General features: G+C 48.5%; 12 protein-coding genes. 10 read left to right on the top strand and 2 right to left on the bottom strand.

Translation table 11 applies throughout. The features are described 5' to 3' along the window. Position 1: 1 nt before the first annotated feature. Complete coding sequence (gene ftsZ / locus F7D73_RS02090) at positions 2-1,333, bottom strand: cell division protein FtsZ (protein ID WP_153122065.1); 1,332 nt, start codon at positions 1,331-1,333, stop codon at positions 2-4. Between the two features lie 144 nt (positions 1,334-1,477). Here ftsZ and F7D73_RS02085 point away from each other — a divergent pair, with 144 nt between their 5' ends. From F7D73_RS02085 to F7D73_RS02075, 3 genes are all read left to right on the top strand, one after another. Continuing rightward, positions 1,478-2,071: a hypothetical protein gene (locus tag F7D73_RS02085; protein ID WP_153122064.1), complete on the top strand. Its 594-nt coding sequence runs from the start codon at positions 1,478-1,480 to the stop codon at positions 2,069-2,071. A 141-nt stretch (positions 2,072-2,212) separates the two neighbouring features. Further along, the gene (gene fldA / locus F7D73_RS02080) at positions 2,213-2,707 is read left to right on the top strand and encodes a flavodoxin FldA (RefSeq protein WP_153122063.1); all 495 of its coding nucleotides are present in this window, start codon (positions 2,213-2,215) and stop codon (positions 2,705-2,707) included. A gap of 84 nt (positions 2,708-2,791) precedes the next feature. Continuing rightward, the gene (locus tag F7D73_RS02075; protein WP_153122062.1) at positions 2,792-3,145 is read left to right on the top strand and encodes a DUF2023 family protein; all 354 of its coding nucleotides are present in this window, start codon (positions 2,792-2,794) and stop codon (positions 3,143-3,145) included. A 163-nt stretch (positions 3,146-3,308) separates the two neighbouring features. Here the strand turns inward: F7D73_RS02075 and F7D73_RS02070 are convergent, their stop codons facing one another. Then, on the bottom strand, positions 3,309-6,542 hold the full coding sequence (locus tag F7D73_RS02070; protein ID WP_153122061.1) for a S41 family peptidase: 3,234 nt from the start codon (positions 6,540-6,542) through the stop codon (positions 3,309-3,311). Positions 6,543-6,804: 262 nt separating this feature from the next. Between F7D73_RS02070 and F7D73_RS02065 the strand changes: the two genes are divergently transcribed. The 7 genes from F7D73_RS02065 (at position 6,805) to F7D73_RS02035 (ending at position 17,564) form a co-directional block, all read left to right on the top strand. Beyond that, a complete protein-coding gene (locus F7D73_RS02065) occupies positions 6,805-11,157 on the top strand; it encodes a cobaltochelatase subunit CobN (protein ID WP_437182283.1) in 4,353 nt (1,450 codons plus the stop codon). 126 nt (positions 11,158-11,283) lie between these two features. After that, positions 11,284-11,973, top strand: a complete 690-nt coding sequence (locus F7D73_RS02060) for a hypothetical protein (protein WP_181976491.1) — start codon at positions 11,284-11,286, stop codon at positions 11,971-11,973. Continuing rightward, on the top strand, positions 11,973-12,563 hold the full coding sequence (locus tag F7D73_RS02055; RefSeq protein WP_153122059.1) for a MotA/TolQ/ExbB proton channel family protein: 591 nt from the start codon (positions 11,973-11,975) through the stop codon (positions 12,561-12,563). The genes F7D73_RS02060 and F7D73_RS02055 overlap by 1 nt, the downstream gene beginning before the upstream one ends. A gap of 35 nt (positions 12,564-12,598) precedes the next feature. Beyond that, the gene (locus tag F7D73_RS02050) at positions 12,599-12,943 is read left to right on the top strand and encodes a DUF2149 domain-containing protein (RefSeq protein WP_119228865.1); all 345 of its coding nucleotides are present in this window, start codon (positions 12,599-12,601) and stop codon (positions 12,941-12,943) included. A gap of 159 nt (positions 12,944-13,102) precedes the next feature. After that, positions 13,103-13,585, top strand: a complete 483-nt coding sequence (locus F7D73_RS02045) for a calycin-like domain-containing protein (RefSeq protein WP_153122058.1) — start codon at positions 13,103-13,105, stop codon at positions 13,583-13,585. 35 nt (positions 13,586-13,620) lie between these two features. Next, the gene (locus F7D73_RS02040; RefSeq protein WP_153122057.1) at positions 13,621-15,795 is read left to right on the top strand and encodes a TonB-dependent receptor; all 2,175 of its coding nucleotides are present in this window, start codon (positions 13,621-13,623) and stop codon (positions 15,793-15,795) included. Between the two features lie 137 nt (positions 15,796-15,932). Continuing rightward, positions 15,933-17,564, top strand: coding sequence for a beta-N-acetylhexosaminidase (locus F7D73_RS02035; protein ID WP_153122056.1), 1,632 nt, complete (start codon positions 15,933-15,935; stop codon positions 17,562-17,564). The last annotated feature ends 114 nt before the right edge of the window (positions 17,565-17,678 follow it).

The raw sequence follows: 17,678 nt of genomic DNA, 5'->3' as shown, positions 1-17,678 counted from the left end.
GCTACTCATCTTCCGTAATGATTTCTAAATCTTCAGCTATTTTCTTCAGTCTGTCTCTTATCCTCTTCGCCAAGGTTGGTGACTTTTGCTGAATGACAGGCTTTGGGGGCTCTTCTTCTACGACTGGAGATTCTTCTGTCGGAGCATCGGGGATGAGTGGGGGCTGCTCATCATCTGGGATGTCTGTAGATTCTATGTTTGATGGCTCTATAGGAATATCCTCTTCTGGGGGATCTGCCTTCTTTGGAGATTGGAAGTCGTCACGTATCGGATGATAAAGCTTGTCGATAATTCTCTGGTAATCATCTTCATCCTTGGTGGTTGTGACTGGATTGTCCTGAATTTCATCTGCCAGCTCGTTGTTGAGACCTGTTGCCAGGATGGTTACTTTGGCATCCTCATCCAGACTGTCATCATCTGAAAGGCCCCAGATAACCTTGATGTCTGGATTCAATTCATCGAAAAAGGCATCAATCTCTCGCATTTCCCTAACGAAGATAGGGTGCTTGCTGGAGGTATAGATGTTGAAGAGGATGCGCTGTGCATTGCTGATGTCGCTGCCGTAGAGCAATGGGGAATCCAAGGCATTGAGAATGGCATTCTGAACTCTGCCTTCTCCGCTGGCCCTGCCCATCGCCATGATGGCACCGCCGCCACTCTTGATGGTGGTCTCGATGTCACGGAAGTCGAGATTGATGGTTCCTTCTACGGTAATCAGCTCAGAGATGCTCTTGGTGGCATCGCTCAGCACCTTGTCTGCCAGTTTGAAGGCATCCTTTACGGTAATTTCTGAATCGGCATATACATCGCAAAGTCGCTCGTTGTTGACAATGAGCAGGGCATCTACGTTTTTGCGCATCTCTTCTACACCCTGCAGGGCCTTCACGATTTTCTTTCGCTTTTCAAAATAAAATGGGATGGTGATGATGCCCACCGTCAGGATGCCCATGCTTTTGGCGATGCCGGCGATGACAGGTGCTGCTCCTGTTCCGGTACCGCCACCCATGCCGGCTGTAACGAATGCCATCTTGGTTCCGTCATTCAGCAGTCGTTGGATGTCTTCCTGGGTGTTCTGCGCTTCACTTCGTCCAACTTCAGGGTTAGCACCTGCTCCCAAACCGCTCTTTCCGAGCATGATTTTTACAGGCACTGGTGATTTGGATAGCGACTGGCTATCCGTATTGCAAACGGCAAAGCTCACATTTACAATACCTTCTGAGTACATATTTTTAACGGCATTACATCCGCCACCACCCACACCTATCACCTTGATGATATTCTTGGTGGTGTCTTCTGTCTGTCCGAAATCTATAGGGGTCCATTCTTCTGTCATCTTATCTATATTTCTATTTTGGGCACAAAGATAATAAAAAAGGAGTAATCATACAATAATAAATGAAACGCAAGGCTTGCGAAAGAAGATTTTTCGATGCAGAGAAACGTTTTTTCCTATTCTTTTTGTATTTTTGCATCCAGTATGCAAGATGAACTGAGAAATATGGGTGCAGAGGAGAAAGCTGCTATTATACAAACGCTTTCCTCCCAACTTTTGGCAGAAGGAAGAACTGACCTTTTGCTGAAAGCTATCAGTGTGCCCGTATTAGAGCAGCTTCGCATTGAGGCAGCAAGGGCTACCCTCAGTCCTTTGGTCATAACGGCGGATTATCGTTTCCTGTTGCCTGAGTTTGGTAATAAAGAGGTACAGCTCAGTCCTATCCACAAGGCACTCTATCTGCTCTTCCTGAACCATCCGGAAGGTATTGAATTCAAGAATCTGGTAGATTATCGGGAAGAATTGTTTCTGCTTTACCAAAAGATAGGGAATAGAATAGATATGGATAAGATTACCGAGACCGTGAACCGTCTGGTGAATCCGCTTGATAATGCGATAAACGAGAAGTGTTCTCGTATCAAGGCTGCCTTTTCTGATTTGATGGATGAGTATCAGGCTGACTATTATATCATCAACAGTCATGTGAAGCGACATCAGGGAAGTTCTATGAAATTGTGGTTTGAGAGGTTGAAAATCATCAACCTCCCAAGAGAATTGGTTGTTTATCAATGTTCTTGATATTTGCTCTTACCTTATTTGAAATCTATCCCCATATTTAGGTATTTCTGCGAAACCATCATTTTTAGGTATTGCAGATGATGGAAAAAGGATGTATCTTTGCACCCGAAAATAAATGTAACTAAAAGAGATTAAGGACAAATGAAAACAACAATCGTAATTTATGGCTCTTCTACTGGCTCATGCCAGTCGATTGCCGAAACCATCGCCTCTAAGTTGGGCGTGGAAGCTGTAGATGTAGCTAACATCGATGATGCTACTATCACAAGTCATGAGAATCTGATTCTCGGTACTTCTACCTGGGGTGCCGGAGAGATGCAGGATGACTGGTATGATGGCGTGAAGACGCTGAAGAGTGCCGGCTTGGCTGGCAAGACCGTGGCCCTGTTTGGTTGTGGCGACAGCGAGTCTTACCCTGATACATTCTGCGGTGGCATGAAGGAACTCTATGATGCTGCTGTTGAGGCTGGTGCTACCGTATTGCCTGGTGTTTCTACAGATGGATACACCTATGATGACAGTGAGGCGATTGATGGCGACAAGTTCCTGGGACTCGCACTCGATGAGGTGAACGAGGACGACAAGACAGAGGAGCGCATCGATGCATGGCTCGAGGCCATCAAACCAGCGCTATAATTTTTTCTAAAATATATCTTTCAAGAATTAGAGAATGATGGAATTCTCTGATTCTTGGTTTAAAAACAGATTAATTCGGATAGTATGCAGCAGGAAATCGCAACACCAGTAGATTTGAAGGTTCTGATGAATCATATATATGAATATAAGAAGGGCGTGCGCCGCCTGGTGCTCTACACCTTCAACAAGAAATATGAGTCTTTTGCCATAACAAGATTAGAACGTCAGAACATTGATTACATCATCCAGCCGGTTGGCAACGACCGTCTGAATCTCTTCTTTGGTAAGAAGGAATGCCTGGATGCTATCCGCATGATAGTCACCAAACCATTATGCCAGCTTACGCCGGAAGAGGATTTCATCCTGGGTGCCATGCTGGGATATGACATCTGTGCCCAATGCGAACGCTATTGTGAGCGAAAGAAAAAAGTTTGCTAAGTTTTTCTTTTATCTTCGGAATATTATAATGTTAATAAAGAAAGAGCGTGATTGCCTCATTTGGCGACCACGCTCTTTTCATATAATCAATCGATTGATTCAATCGAAATCTCGGAATAATTCCTGTTTTTAATACCTATTTCGACGGAATAATTCCTCTTTCTTACTTCTTCATCATTTCCTCTACGGCTCTGATGAGCTGGGTATCATGTCCGGTGATGTAATCCTCTGGAGAATTATACACCTCGACATCTGGATAGAGGGTGGTGTTCTCGCCGAAGGTACCACGCATGTCGCGGCAACCTACCTGTGGAATACCGAATACCAGGCTGCGGTCCATCAAGGTCTCCCACCATACGGCAGTCATTGTTCCTGCCACCGGTGCACCAATCAGCTTACCGATGCCCAACTCCTTATATACCCATGGGAAACCATGGCCGTTACTGTAGTCGTCCTCGCAGATCAGAACGCAGGATGGCTTGGTCCACTTGTTGAATGGATCCTTGCCCACTACCTTGCCGTGAGGTACAAATTCCTGATACTGCTTGCCGCTGAGCAGGGTGCAGAGGTCGTCGTGCAACCAGCCACCACCATTGTGGCGCTCATCCACGATTACGGCATCCTTGTTGCGGTTCTTGTCGCTCAAGAGTTCGCTATATACGGTGCGGAAGCTCTCGCTGTTCATCGCCTTGACGTGAACGTATGCGATTCTGCCCTTTGAAACGCTATCCACGATGGCACGGTTTCTATCCACCCAGCGCTTGTAGAGAAGTTCCTGCTGATAACCCTGCGAAATTGCCTTGATGGTCAGGTCGAAAGTCTTGCCCTTGGTGTTCTTGATGGTGAGGCGCACGTTCTTGCCAGCCTTTCCATCGAGCAATGCGTTGTAATCCTTACCCGCCTTGATAGCCTCGCCATCAATCTTCTCGATGATGCAGCCGGCAGTAACCTCGTTCTTCTTCACTGCGAAAGGACCACGCTTGATGACTTCCTGAATCTTCAAGCCGTCACCCTCGTAGTTAGGGTCGAAGAAGGCGCCGAGAGCTGCGGTAGAAAGAGAAGCGCCACTGGTATAATAACGGCAACCGGTATGGCTGGCATTCAGCTCACCCAGCATCTCGCTCAACATCTCAGCGAAGTCGAAGTTATTATTAATATAAGGTAAGAACTTCTCATATACCTTGCGATAGTACTCCCAGTCCACACCCTGCATCTTTGGATCGTAGAACTTGTCAGCCACCTGGCGCCATACATGGTCGAAGAGATACTGGCGCTCCTCGGCAGGCTTGTAGTTGAATGGAGCCTCAAAGTCGATGTTGGTAGTAGCCTTGCTGCCCAGGTCAATCTTCTTGATGCTGCTGCCATTGCAGAGGAAGAGGTTCTTGATATCCTTGTCGGCAACGAAGCCACCGCCACCGATACCCTTCATCATCAGGGTAGTGCTGCCTTCCTTCAGGTCATGGCACCAGAGGTCGTAGCCACCTTCAAAGGCTGCCTGGTAATAAACCTTCTCTCCCTTGCTGTCGATGATAGCATCACCCATATTGGATGAGTTGACGGTAAGACGGACCACACGGTCACGGCAGTTCTCGAAGTCGAGTTCGAGAGGTTTCACCTTATCCACCTCAATCTTTCCGGTCTTCTCCTCTTTCTTCTTCTTGTTTTCCTTCTTCTTCTCCTCCTTCTCGTCAGCCTTCTTCTCCTTCTCGTCCTTGTTGGCCTCGGCTAATTCGAGTTCCTCCTTAGACATGCGGAAGCGGTCGTAGGCTTCGAGGTCGAGGAACATGAGATAGGCATCATATTCTGCACCCCATGAACCGTGACTGCGATAACCGGAACGGTCGCTCTCGAAGAGGATAGCCTTTCCGTCGAGCACCCACTTACCGTTGCTGTCGCTGTAGCCGCTGTCGGTAATATTGTGAACTTCCTTTCCGTCAGCCTTCACCACGGCGATATCAGTATTGTTCCATCCGCCATTGCCGATGTAGCTGCACATGAGCCACTTGCTGTCTGGGCTCCACTCAAACCAGATGTCGCCATCAGAGTAAGAGAAGTTGTACTTGCCGTCGAGCACGGTGCGCACTTCCTTCGACTTCAGGTTGATGATGCGGAGGGTAGCACGATCCTCATAGAAAGCCACCTCCTTGCCGTCAGGACTGTAGGCAGGATACTGAGAAGTAATATTGGTCTTGGTAAGCTGCTCCTCTTCTATCTCAGAGCAGTAAGTAAAGTTCTTCTCTTTCTCATTCTTGATCTTAGCCTGGAAAATCTGCCATACACCATTGCGCTCAGAAGCATAGACCAGACTTCTGCCATCAGGAGCAAAGCTCAGGTTGCGCTCCTGCTGAGGAGTATCGGTGATTCGCTTGGTAGTCTTGTATTCTGTAGAGGTAACATATACATCGCCGTGCATCACGAAAGCCACCTCCTTGGCATCTGGAGAAAGCGCAATCTCGGTAGCACCCCAAGACTGAACCTTGCGGATGAGGCTTGGTTCATCGTTATCTGTTGTGATGGAGATGTTGACCTTCTGCGGCTGTCCACCTTCCTTTACGGTATAGATTTCGCCATCGAAACCATAGCAGAGCAAACCATTATCGGAAGAGGTGAGGAATCGTATAGGATTCTTCTTCTGCTGCGTAATCTGTGTATCCTTTCCGCTTGCGATGTTGCGGCGGTAGATATTGAAGGAACCGTCCTGCTCGCTGAGATAGTAGAAGCTCTGGTTGTCGGCAGCCCATACCGGGTTGCGGTCCTCGCCCTTGAAGGTAGTAAGCTTCTGATATTTTCCATTGTCGAGCATCCAGATATCTCGGGTGATAGGAGAGGTATGGTGCTTGCGCCATGCATCCTCGTAACCCTTCTTGTCGTGATAGAGCACCTGACCGTTCTTGTTGATGCTGATGTTCTCCATTGGAAGAACGGAATACAACTTAGGACGACCGCCCTCTGTGCTTACCTCGTAAACCTGCGAAAACTCGTTAGATGCAAAGAGGTTGCTCTGGGCTGTAGGCATGATGTTGGCAGAGAAGAGTACATGGTCGTTGTCCTTGAAGGCGATAGGAGTCTCCTTGCCGCTGTTGGTGGTGAGTCGGGTTGGCGCACCACCCTTGGTAGAGATGACGTAAACATCCAGGCTACCTTCGCGGTTGGAAGTGAAGGCAATCTTCTTGCCGTCAGGGCTCCAGATAGGCTGAGAGTCATAAGCTGCGTTGGTTGTCAACTGGCGTGCCTCGCCACCATTGGCAGGAACGCAATAGAGATCGCCCTTATAGGCAAAAGCGATGGTAGAGCCATCAGGCGAGATGGCTGGGTAGCGCATCCACAACGGACCTTGCTGGGCCTGGGATGCCAGAGATGCTGCCAGAAGAGCAGCGCTAAGAATCAGTTTCTTCATTATTATAAAGTTTCTGTTTGATTTATGTTGCAAAGTTACAGTTTTTATGCGAAACTACCAAACTTAATTCCGTAAAACCGTGAACTAGCTACTCATTTATTAGGAGATTGTAAGCAGAACCTTTCACTCTGATACCTACTTGTAAGTATAAAAAATGTGAAAATCACAATTTCTAGGTATTGTACGATTTCTAAATAAGCCTTATCTTTGCAGCCCGAAAAAAGGAATAGATATGAAAAAAGGATTAGGAAAAATCAGAAAGATTAAAAAGAAACACATCTTCCTGGCCTTATTGGTCGTGATCGTTCTGGGAGGTCTGGCGAAGGCTTACTCTGCCTGGGTGGGTACTACCCGCATCGCTTTCCTTAACTATCAGGCTATTGCGCTGGGACAGATTTCGCATGCCAACGACAATGCGATGATTAAACTGAGTGAAATCACGACCGATGATTTCGGTCATCTGGATGATTACGATATGATTATCGTGAATGGTATGGGTCTCCGAATCGACGAGAACCAGCGCAAGCAGTTGGAAGAGGCTTCCTACAAGGTGCCGACCCTGACTCATGCTGCTACCAACCCAGCCAACAATATCGTATCGGTGGATAACTTCGATGCCGATTATCTGATGCAGTACATCGAGAACGGCGGTAAGAAGAATTATCACAGCATGCTCGCTTACATCCGTAAGTTTATCGACGGTAAGAAGTTCATGGCTCCAGAGCCGGAACGTGTGAATGAGCGACCAGACTATCTCCTGACTCATTTCGATCCGAAGGATGAAAAGGGTGATGAGCTGGGCTTCAACAGCATCCGCGAATATAATGCCTTCCTGGCAAAGAACGGTTTATATAAAGAAGGTGCTCCTACCATCTTGCTTACCGGTTTTATGGGTGCGGCTCCAGATATGGAGAAGGCTTTCGAGAAGAAGGGATTCATGGTGTATCGCATCAACCAGCTGCAGAGCTTTATCGCCGGTCATCATGCCGACAGTATCCAGGCGAATGCCGTTGTGAATATGGCGCATGGCAGACTGGGCGATTACTTCGTTGAGTTCCTGAAGCAGAAGAATATTCCTTTGTTCTCACCTCTTAATATCAACCGCTTGACCACCGAGTGGGAGAACGACAAGCAGGGAATGAACGGCGGCTTCATGTCGCAGAGCATCGTGACTCCGGAGATTGATGGTGCCATCCGTCCATACGTGGTTTTCGGTCAGCGCATCAACAAGGAGGGCTTGCAGGAGGTTTACGGCATCCCAGACAGAATGGAGAGTTTCGTGGAGAGCGTGCAGGGCTATGTGAATCTGAAGAACAAGAAGAACAGCAGCAAACGTATCGCCATCTTCTACTTCAAGGGTCCTGGTCAGAATGCACTTACCGCTTCGGGAATGGAAGTGGTTCCATCGCTCTACAATCTCCTGGTTCGCTTGAAGAATGAGGGATACAATGTAGGCAAGTTGCCTGCCAATCCTCAGGAACTGGCAAAGATGATTCAGGCTCAGGGTGCCGTCTTCGGAACCTATGCCGAAGGTGCCTATACCCAATTCCTCCAGTCTGGACATCCTGCCCTGGTTACCGCCCAGCAGTTTGCAGGTTGGACCCAGAAGGCTTTGTCTAAGAAGATGATCAAGGAGATGAACCAGCTCTATGGTTCCTTCCCTGGCAAATATATGGCTACCGATGATGGTAAGTTGGCGGTGGCAAGACTGCAGTTTGGCAATGTGGCTCTGCTTCCACAGGTGATGGCAGGCGTGGGAGGCGATTCCTTCAAGATTGTGCATGGCACCGACCAGGCACCACCTTACACTTATGTTGCCTCTTATCTCTGGGCACGTTATGGTTTCAGTGCCGATGCACTCATCCATTTCGGAACCCACGGTTCGCTGGAATATACTCCGAGAAAGCAGGTGGCACTCGGCAGCAACGACTGGAGTGACCGATTGATTGGTGTGGTTCCACATCTTTATATATATACCATCGGCAATGTGGGCGAGGCAATGATTGCCAAGCGCCGCACCTATGCCCAGACCCAGAGCTATCTCACTCCTCCTTTCAAGGAGAGCGAGTTGCGACAGACCTATAAGCAGTTGAGCGATGCCATCCAGTCATACGAGAAGAAGGCATCTGCCGAACAGTCGCTCAAGGTGAAGGCGCTGACCGTGAAGATGGGAATCGCCCGTGAACTGGGGCTCGATGCCAAGCAGATGAACAAGCCTTATACTGCCGATGAAATTGCGAGAGTAGAGAACTTTGCGGAAGAGTTGGCAAACGAGAAGATTACCGGCAAGCTCTATACTCTGGGTGTGCCATACGATAACGATGATGTCCGCACCAGTGTCTATGCGATGGCTACAGATCCTATTGCCTACGGAATGCTGGCAGTAGATAAGCTGAAAGGTCGTGCCCAGGAGGGTGTGGAGAAGCACAAGCAGCTTTTCGACCGTCTCTATCTGAGCAAGGCACGTAATACCGTGACCCAGCTTCTGGGTTCAGCCTCGGTTTCTGATGAATACATCTGCCGTTATGTAGGAATCACTCCTGCCGAACTCCAGATGGCCCGTAAGGTAGAGGCGATGCAGGCTGCTCCGGATCCTATCCAGATGATGATGCAGATGGCAGACCAGATGGGTGGAGCGAAGGAGGCGAAGCCGAAGAGAGTGGACCACCGTACGGTAAGCGAACTCCGTGCTGCCAAGGTTTCTCATAAGAAGAAGGTTCCGCAGATGAGTCGTGAGGCTTTTGAGAAGATGGAACAGACCGGTCGCTTCCCAGACAAGATGATGGAAGCCATCAAAAAGGGTCAGAAATGGTATCAGGAGGATTTGAAGAAGGCAAAGATGGCGAAAGCCGGCAAGGCGTCTCAAAAATCTTCTAAAGATAAGGGTATGATGATGTCGAAAGCACCAAAATATACCCGTCAGCAGATTCATCTGGCTCAGGCGATTACTACCGTAGAGCATGCCTTGCAAAATGTGGGCAAGTATTCGGAGGCGCTCCGTCAGAGTCCGCTCAACGAGATGTCTTCTCTGATGAATGCCCTGAATGGCGGCTTTACCGCTCCATCTCCTGGTGGTGATCTGATTGTGAATCCGAACACTCTGCCTACCGGTAGAAATCTATTCTCCATCAATGTGGAGAATACACCTTCGGAGGATGCCTGGGAGAAGGCGAAGGAACTTTGCGACAATACCATCAAGATGTATTGCGAACGACATAAGGGTGAATATCCTCGTAAGGTGAGCTATACGCTCTGGAGTAGCGAGTTTATCGAAACAGAGGGTGCTACCATCGCCCAGATTCTCTATATGCTCGGTGTTGAACCGGTAAGAGATGCCTTTGGTCGTGTTACCGATCTGCGTCTTATCCCATCCAAGCAGTTGGGCCGTCCTCGCATCGATGTCGTGGTTCAGACTTCCGGTCAGCTCCGCGACCTGGCAGCATCCCGTCTCTTCCTCATCAACAAGGCGATAGAGATGGCGGCAAATGCCAAGGGGGATAAGTATGACAACCTGGTGAAAGCCGGTGTTACCGAATCCGAAAGAGTGCTCGTAGAGAAGGGTATGTCGCCAAAGGAGGCACGCGAGGTTAGTATGTATCGTGTCTTTGGTGGCGTAAACGGCAACTATGGCACCGGTATCCAGGAGATGGTAACCGCAGGCGACCGCTGGGATAAGGAGAGTCAGATTGCCGAGGTTTATATGAACAATATGGGTGCCTTCTACGGTGATGAGAAGAACTGGGAGACCGTTCGCAAGGCTGCTTTCGAGGCAGCGCTGACCCGTACCGATGTGGTGGTTCAGCCACGACAGAGCAACACTTGGGGCGCCTTGAGTCTCGACCATGTATATGAATTCATGGGAGGTATGAACCTCGCAGTGCGCAACGTAACCGGTAAGGATCCGGATGCTTATCTCGCCGACTATCGCAACCATAGCAATATGAGAATGCAGGAGGTGAAGGAGGCTATCGGTATCGAGGGCAGAACCACCATCTTCAATCCAGCCTATATCAAGGAGAAGATGAAGGGTGGAGCCAGCAGTGCCAGCACATTCGCCGAAATCGTAACCAATACCTACGGTTGGAATGTGATGAAGCCAAAGGCTATCGACAAGGAGATGTGGGACGAGATCTATAATGTATATGTCAAGGACAAGTACAATCTCGGAACCAAGGAGTTCTTCGACAAGCAGAATCCGGCAGCGTTGATGGAGATGACCGCCGTGATGATGGAGAGTGCCCGCAAGGGAATGTGGAAGGCTACTCCTCAGCAGCTCAAGGACATCGCCAAGCTTCATACCGAGACCGTGAACAAGTATAAGCCTTCATGCTCCGGTTTTGTCTGCGACAATGCCAAGCTCCGCAACTATATCGCCAGCAAGACCGATGCTGCTTCTGCCAAGGAATATCAGCAGAATGTAGAGCAGATCCGTGATGCTGAGGCTGCGAAGAACAGCAGTGACAAGGGTATGGTAATGAAGAAGGAGACGCTGAGTGAGGATGCTCAGAAGACCACCACTGTGGTGAGCGGCATTGTTGTAGGTGTCATCGTCATCGTAGCATTCGTGATGTTGGCTATCCTGATTCGACGGAGACGGAGTCAGAGTGAAGAGTGAAGAACGAAGAGTGAAGAATTCAATAGTAATAATAAATAAAAAAAAGGTGAGGAAATATTGAGGTAGATGAAGAATAAAGACAATTGAATTCTTCACTCTTCCCTCTTCGTTCTTCACTTTCAAGAAATGGAGACATTAGTTTTAGTAATGATGATATTGGTTTGCTTCAGTTTTGTGCTGAAGCAGACCTTCCACGGAGTGAAGGAGATTATGATTATCTCGGTGCTCGTAGCCTTCTTCGTGGGAATGACCTGGCCATTCGCCATCGAGCAGTCGAAGACGCAGATTGCGGCCTGGATAGCTGACCAGAAGCTGATGCTCGATATGGCGGTGCTGCTGAGTATCGACGTGGCACTCACGATGCTTTTCTGTGTGCACCACGTAGATCTGAAGACTTCAGAACATGTGAGCCGCCGCAAATGGGTGTTCTTCATCTTCCTGAAGTACTTCCCAGGGTTGCTGGTTTTCCCAGTGCTGTTCAGTGTTCTGGTGATGACCATCTTCCTGCTTCCCGGCGTATCGTTCCAGGTAGTGGCATGGGTGCTTGCCGTAGTGCTGCTGGTCTTGACTCCGGTATTCACCTACGGTTTGAGATGGCTCTTGCCGGAGCGGCCAATCCGCTTGGAACTGCTTTTCCTGGTAGAGGTGCTGCTCGGATTGATGGGCATCATCGGTACGGTGAATGGCAGGACAGCCGTGGCAGGTTTCAACAGTTTCGATGCCCTCTCGCTTCTCGGTGTCATCGCCATCGTCATCGTAGGAATGGCTATCGGATGGGCAATTTACAATTATCAAATTAAAAAATATAGAGTATAATGAATTACATATCAGACGTATTGTTTTGGATTTCCACAGGCATGCTGGTTCCTGTGATTATTTTGTTGATTTTCTTCTTCCTCAGAGCCTTGCTGCTCCTCGGAGGTTTCTTCGGACAGTATCTTGTAAAGCGCAAGTCGGGTGCGGAGATTCGTGAACAGATGAACACTCTGACGCTCGAAAACATCGATACCCTGGGCGATCGCTTGCCAAAGAACAAGCAGGCTGTCATCGTTTCCTATATGAAGAAACTCGTGGACAACCGCCAGAGCAAGGCGCAGGTGAACCGCATCCTCGACCAGTATGCCCAGTTTGTTGAGAAGGATCTTTCTCTTCCTTCTACACTCCTGAAGATGGGTCCGATGCTCGGTTTGATGGGTACCTTGATTCCGATGGGTCCAGCCCTGGTTGGTCTTTCTACCGGCGATATTGCTTCGATGGCTTACAATATGCAGGTGGCTTTCGCTACCACCGTTGTGGGATTGTTCTCTGCAGCCATCGGTTTTGTAACCAAGCAGACCAAGAACCGCTGGTACACCGAGGATATGAGCAACCTCGAGTTTATGGCAGACCTTGTAAGTGAAGAGTGAATAACGAAGAGTGAAGAATTCAATAGTAATAATTTATGAGACAAAGACGTAGAAGTCGTCTCTCGCATGATGGCGAGGATGATGATCCGATGAGCGTAGTGAGCAACCTCTTCGATGTGGCGATGGTATTTGCCCTCGCCCTGATGGTAGCCCTTGTTTCGCGCTATAATATGACGGAAATGTTCAGCAAGGATAACTTCACGATGGTGAAGAACCCTGGTAAGGAGAATATGGAAATCATTACCAAGGATGGACAGAAGATCAATCGCTATACTCCTTCGGAAGACCAGAGCAATAAATCTGGCAACAAGGGAAAGAAGGTGGGCATCGCTTACCAGCTGGAGAATGGCGAAATCATCTATGTTCCGGAAGATAAATAAACGGGGATTGCAAATCCCCTTAAACTGGGAAGCGGGGATTACAAATCCCCTTGAACTGGCGGGGATTGCAAATCCCCTCAAACAGGGAACGGGGATTGCAAATCCCCTTAAACAGAACTAGAATAAATAATATTGTAACTAAAAGAAAAATAAAGAAAAATGAAAAAGTTTAAGACAATGATGGCCATGATGTTGGCTTTGGTTTCTATGTGTGTAGCATTCAACTCTTGCAGCAGTGATGATGATAATGATACTGTGGTAGCTGCCAAGGAGATTGCCGGTTCATACACCAGCTCTCTGGATATGACCGTAATGGGTCAGGCTTCTACATACGATAATGTTACTTTGAAGATTGAGGCTGTTGATGATGCTACCGTCAAGGTTACATTGCCAGCTTGCGGCGAGGGCATGATGGCTCTTCCTGCTCTGGAGGTTCCTGCTGTGAAGGTTTCCGGTTCTAACGGTGCTTATGCTTTCTCTCAGGAAAGCTATGCCGGTACAGTTACCGTGAATGGTGCAGAGAAGAACTACACTGCAACCTTGCAGGGTACTTTGAAGGACAAAACGCTGACTGTCAACTATTCTGTGCAGTATGGCAAGATGCCTATGCCAATGATTGGTAAGTTTGTTTGTACAAAATAAAAGGATTGTTTCAGGATAAACTTTGATATAATTCGATGAAACAAAAGATATTCGCACTATTCCTGATCCTTTGCGGATTGTGCCTGAATCTGAAAGCTGAAACCCAGGGAGATATCGTGGGTAAAGTGCTCGATGATTCGGGCGCACCTCTGGTGGGTGCTACCGTCCAGATGGTGAATGCCAAGGGAGGAGTAACCACTGATGAAGACGGATATTTCCGCATTCCTTACAGCAAGGAGGGAGCGGTGAGAGTGAAGGTGAGCTTTGTGGGCTATCAGACTCAGACTTTCGTACTGAAAGCGGATGAGAGAAAAGGCGATCAGCATGTCCTTCGTCTTCAACCGGATGCTACAGCCCTCGATCAGGTGGTGGTTACCGCTACCCGAACTCCGAAGGCTTTGAAGGATGCTCCTGTGGTAACCCGTCTGATTACTGCCAATGATATCAAGATAGCTGATGCTACCAATATCCAGGACCTCCTCACCGAGCAGATGCCGGGTCTGGAATTCGGCTATGCCATGAATCAGGAGACTTCTCTCAATATGAATGGTTTCGGTGGAAACGCCGTACTCTTCCTCGTAGATGGCGAGCGATTGGCTGGTGAAACCATGGATAACGTAGATTACAGCAGATTGAACTTGGATAATGTGGGTCGTATCGAGATTGTGAAAGGTGCTGCTTCGGCACTCTATGGCGCCAGTGCCGTAGCCGGAGTCATCAACATCATCTCCCGTGAAAACAGTGAGCCTTGGACTGCCAATGTCAACACCCGCTACAACGACTTCAACAAGGAGTGGCGCCACGGCGGAAGCTTCAGCTTCAATGCCGGAAAGTGGAATTCGCAGACCAGCATCCAGCGCACCACATCGGATGAGGTTCAGCTTACCAGTCCTTTCGATACAGAATCCAACATCCTCCATATCTATGGTGGCGAGACCTTCAATGTGAAGGAGCGACTTACCTACAAGCTCTCTAACAAGGTGAAGCTGATAGGTCGTGGCGGCTATTTCGACCGTATTAGCAATCGAAACAACTACGATGACCACTATAAGGATTATTCTGCCGGACTGAAGACGGTGATGAATCTCTCGGAGAATGATAATCTGGAGATTTCATACGGCTTCGACCAGTATGACAAGACCCGATTTGTGAATAATGAGCGCACTCACGATCACGATTATACCAACCGTCAGAACACCGTCCGTGCCCTCTATTCCCATATCTTCGGCAAGAACACATTGACGGCAGGTGCTGATTTCCTGAACGATTATCTCACCACCTATCAGTTTGCCAACAATGGTTCCAAGACTCAGAACTCATACGATGCCTTTGCCCAGTTCGATTACAATCCTTTGCAGTGGTTGAACATCGTGGCAAGTTTTCGTCATGATTACTTCTCTGCATCCAGCCAGCATGCCACTACCGGTCGTCTGGCTCTGATGACCAAGTGGAAGGGCTTTTCCATCCGTGCCAACTATGCCGGCGGATTCCGTGCCCCAACCTTGAAGGAGATGTATATGAACTTTGATATGGCGGGCATGCAGATGATTTACGGCAATCCGGATCTGAAGCCAGAGAAGAGCGACAACTTCAACCTGGCGCTGGAGCATACCGGCAGGGTGAAGAATGCAGGTTTCTTGACCGGTCAGTATAGTCTTACCCTCATGGGCTATTATAATAAGTATGATAAGCGCATCACTACCGAGGATTATGCCGATTATACCCCGGGAACCGGTCAGCCGGATGTGGCTTCCCGTTATTGCAACGAGGATGGAGTAGAGGTGAGCGGCATCGACTTCAGTGCCCAGTACCGTTCGGATATGGGTTTAGGTGTGAAACTCGACTACAGCTATCTCCATGTGGGTGGCAGAAGTGTAGATTCCCAGTTCTCCCAGCCTCGTCCTCATACCGCCACCTGGCGTCTCGACTACGATCGCCAGCTCTGTTCGTTCTATCGCATCAATGCCGCTCTGTCAGGCAGATACCTGTCCTCTCCAGATACGAACATCGAGAAGCATGACAGCAGTTATCAGTTGTGGAAGTTCACGCTTCAGCAGCGATTCCTGGATGCCGTCAATCTGAACTTCACGGTAGATAATCTCTTCGATTATACACCAGAGAAGTATTATTGGAGTTCGGCGATGACCACCGGTCGCACCTTCTCAGTGGGACTTTCGGTTGACATCGACCGCATCGTGAATCTCTTCTAGAAACCGCCATCTGGCAGTTTCCAGACCCAAAATAGGTTAAAAAAGCCATAGTGAAGGATGCTTTTCTTCAAATTATGCCGTACTTTCGGTATAAAATCGTAATTTTGCAGTGATTTAAAACCTATTCATTCAAAATTATGATACGAAGAATCATTCTAACTATGGCTTTTTTGGCTAGCCTTTCATTATCAGCCAAGGATGTGAACATGGGCAGTTGGCAGATTGTTCCATTGCCTCAGCAAGTCAAGGAGATGAGTAGCGCTCCTTTCCGCATCACAGCCAAAACTACAATCTATTATGCTGCTGGAGATGAGAAGCAGAAGAAGGATGCCGAGTTTCTGGCATCTCATATCAAGGAGGTAACCGGTATCGAGGTAAAGACTACCGACAAGCAGGCGAAGGGCCAGATCCGTCTGGCGCTGAATGCTGGCGATACTAAATCTGAAGCTTATTCTCTAGTGGTCAACAAGAATGGCATCACCATTTCAGCCACCTCTCATGTAGGTATCTTCTATGGCATCCAGAGTGTGATGAAGGCATTGCCTATCACCAGGAATGTGAAGAGCGTTTCTCTTCCTGCTGCCGAGGTTACCGATGCTCCCCGCTTTGCTTATCGTGCATTCATGATTGATGTGGGCCGTCATTATTTCAGCGTACCTTATCTTAAGAAGTTGATTGATGTCTTTGCGATGCACAACATCAATTATTTCCACTGGCATCTTACCGAGGATCAGGGCTGGCGTCTTGAAATCAAGAAGTATCCGATGCTTACCCAGATCGGTTCCAAGCGCAAGGAGACCATCCTGCCAACCAACAAGAACGAGTTTGATGGCGTTCCCGTATCTGGTTATTATACCCAGGAGGAAGCTCGCGAAATCGTGAAGTATGCTGCCGACCGATACATCACCGTGATTCCGGAGGTGGATATGCCGGGTCACATGCTGGCAGCCCTGGCATCTTATCCGGAGTTGGGCTGTACCGGTGGTCCTTACGAGGTAGCTACCCGTTTTGGTGTTTTCGAGGATGTATTGTGTGCCGGCAAGGCTCAGACCCTCCAGTTTGCCAAGGACGTGATGGATGAAATCATGGATATTTTCCCTTCAGAGTATATTCATATTGGTGGCGACGAGTGCCCAAAGAACCGTTGGAAGGTTTGCGAGAACTGCCAGAAGAAGATTGCAGAGCTCGGCATCCAGGAACTTCCTAAGCACTGCAAGGAGGAGCAGCTCCAGACCTGGTTTATGGGTGAGATAGAGAAGCAGATCAGAAACCGTGGCAGAAAGATGATGGGTTGGGATGAGATTCTGGAAGGAACTCCATCCAAGGACATCACCGTTTGCGGTTGGACCAGTGTGAATGCCAGCATCCGTTCTGCCCGTGAAGGTCATCTAACCATCGTGGCTTCTATTTCGAATTTCTATTTCAGCAATCCTCGCATCAACAAGATAGAGGGTATTCCTAGCATCCAGCGGGTATATGATCTGGATCCTTGCTCTGATAAGTTGACTCCTGCCGAGCAGCAGAACATCATCGGTGCCGAGGGTTGTATCTGGACCGAGTGGGTAAAGGATGCCGAGAAGATGGAGTGGGAGCTGTTGCCAAGACTTGCCGCCCTTTCAGAGGTTCAGTGGACTGCCAAGGATAAGCGCAACCTGGAGAACTTCTTCCCAAGAATGCTCCACATGCAGGATCTCTACCGTCTCTACGGCTTGAATTACAAGGCTGATATCGAGGATGCCGTGAAGAAGCATCTGGAAGAGAAAAAGTGATATATGTAGATAGCTCCGCCCTAACTCCCCTTTTCAAGGTTGTTTAGGGCGGAGTTCTTGTATTTTAATGTCCGTTTTCAAAACTGATACTGCCCCCATGAGATAGGGGGCAGG

This window comes from Segatella copri (genome assembly GCF_009494395.1).
In the GTDB taxonomy this organism is placed as follows: Bacteria; Bacteroidota; Bacteroidia; order Bacteroidales; family Bacteroidaceae; genus Prevotella.
The sequence above is the reverse complement of the archived record's forward strand: the minus strand, read 5'-3'. Positions and strand labels throughout refer to the sequence as shown.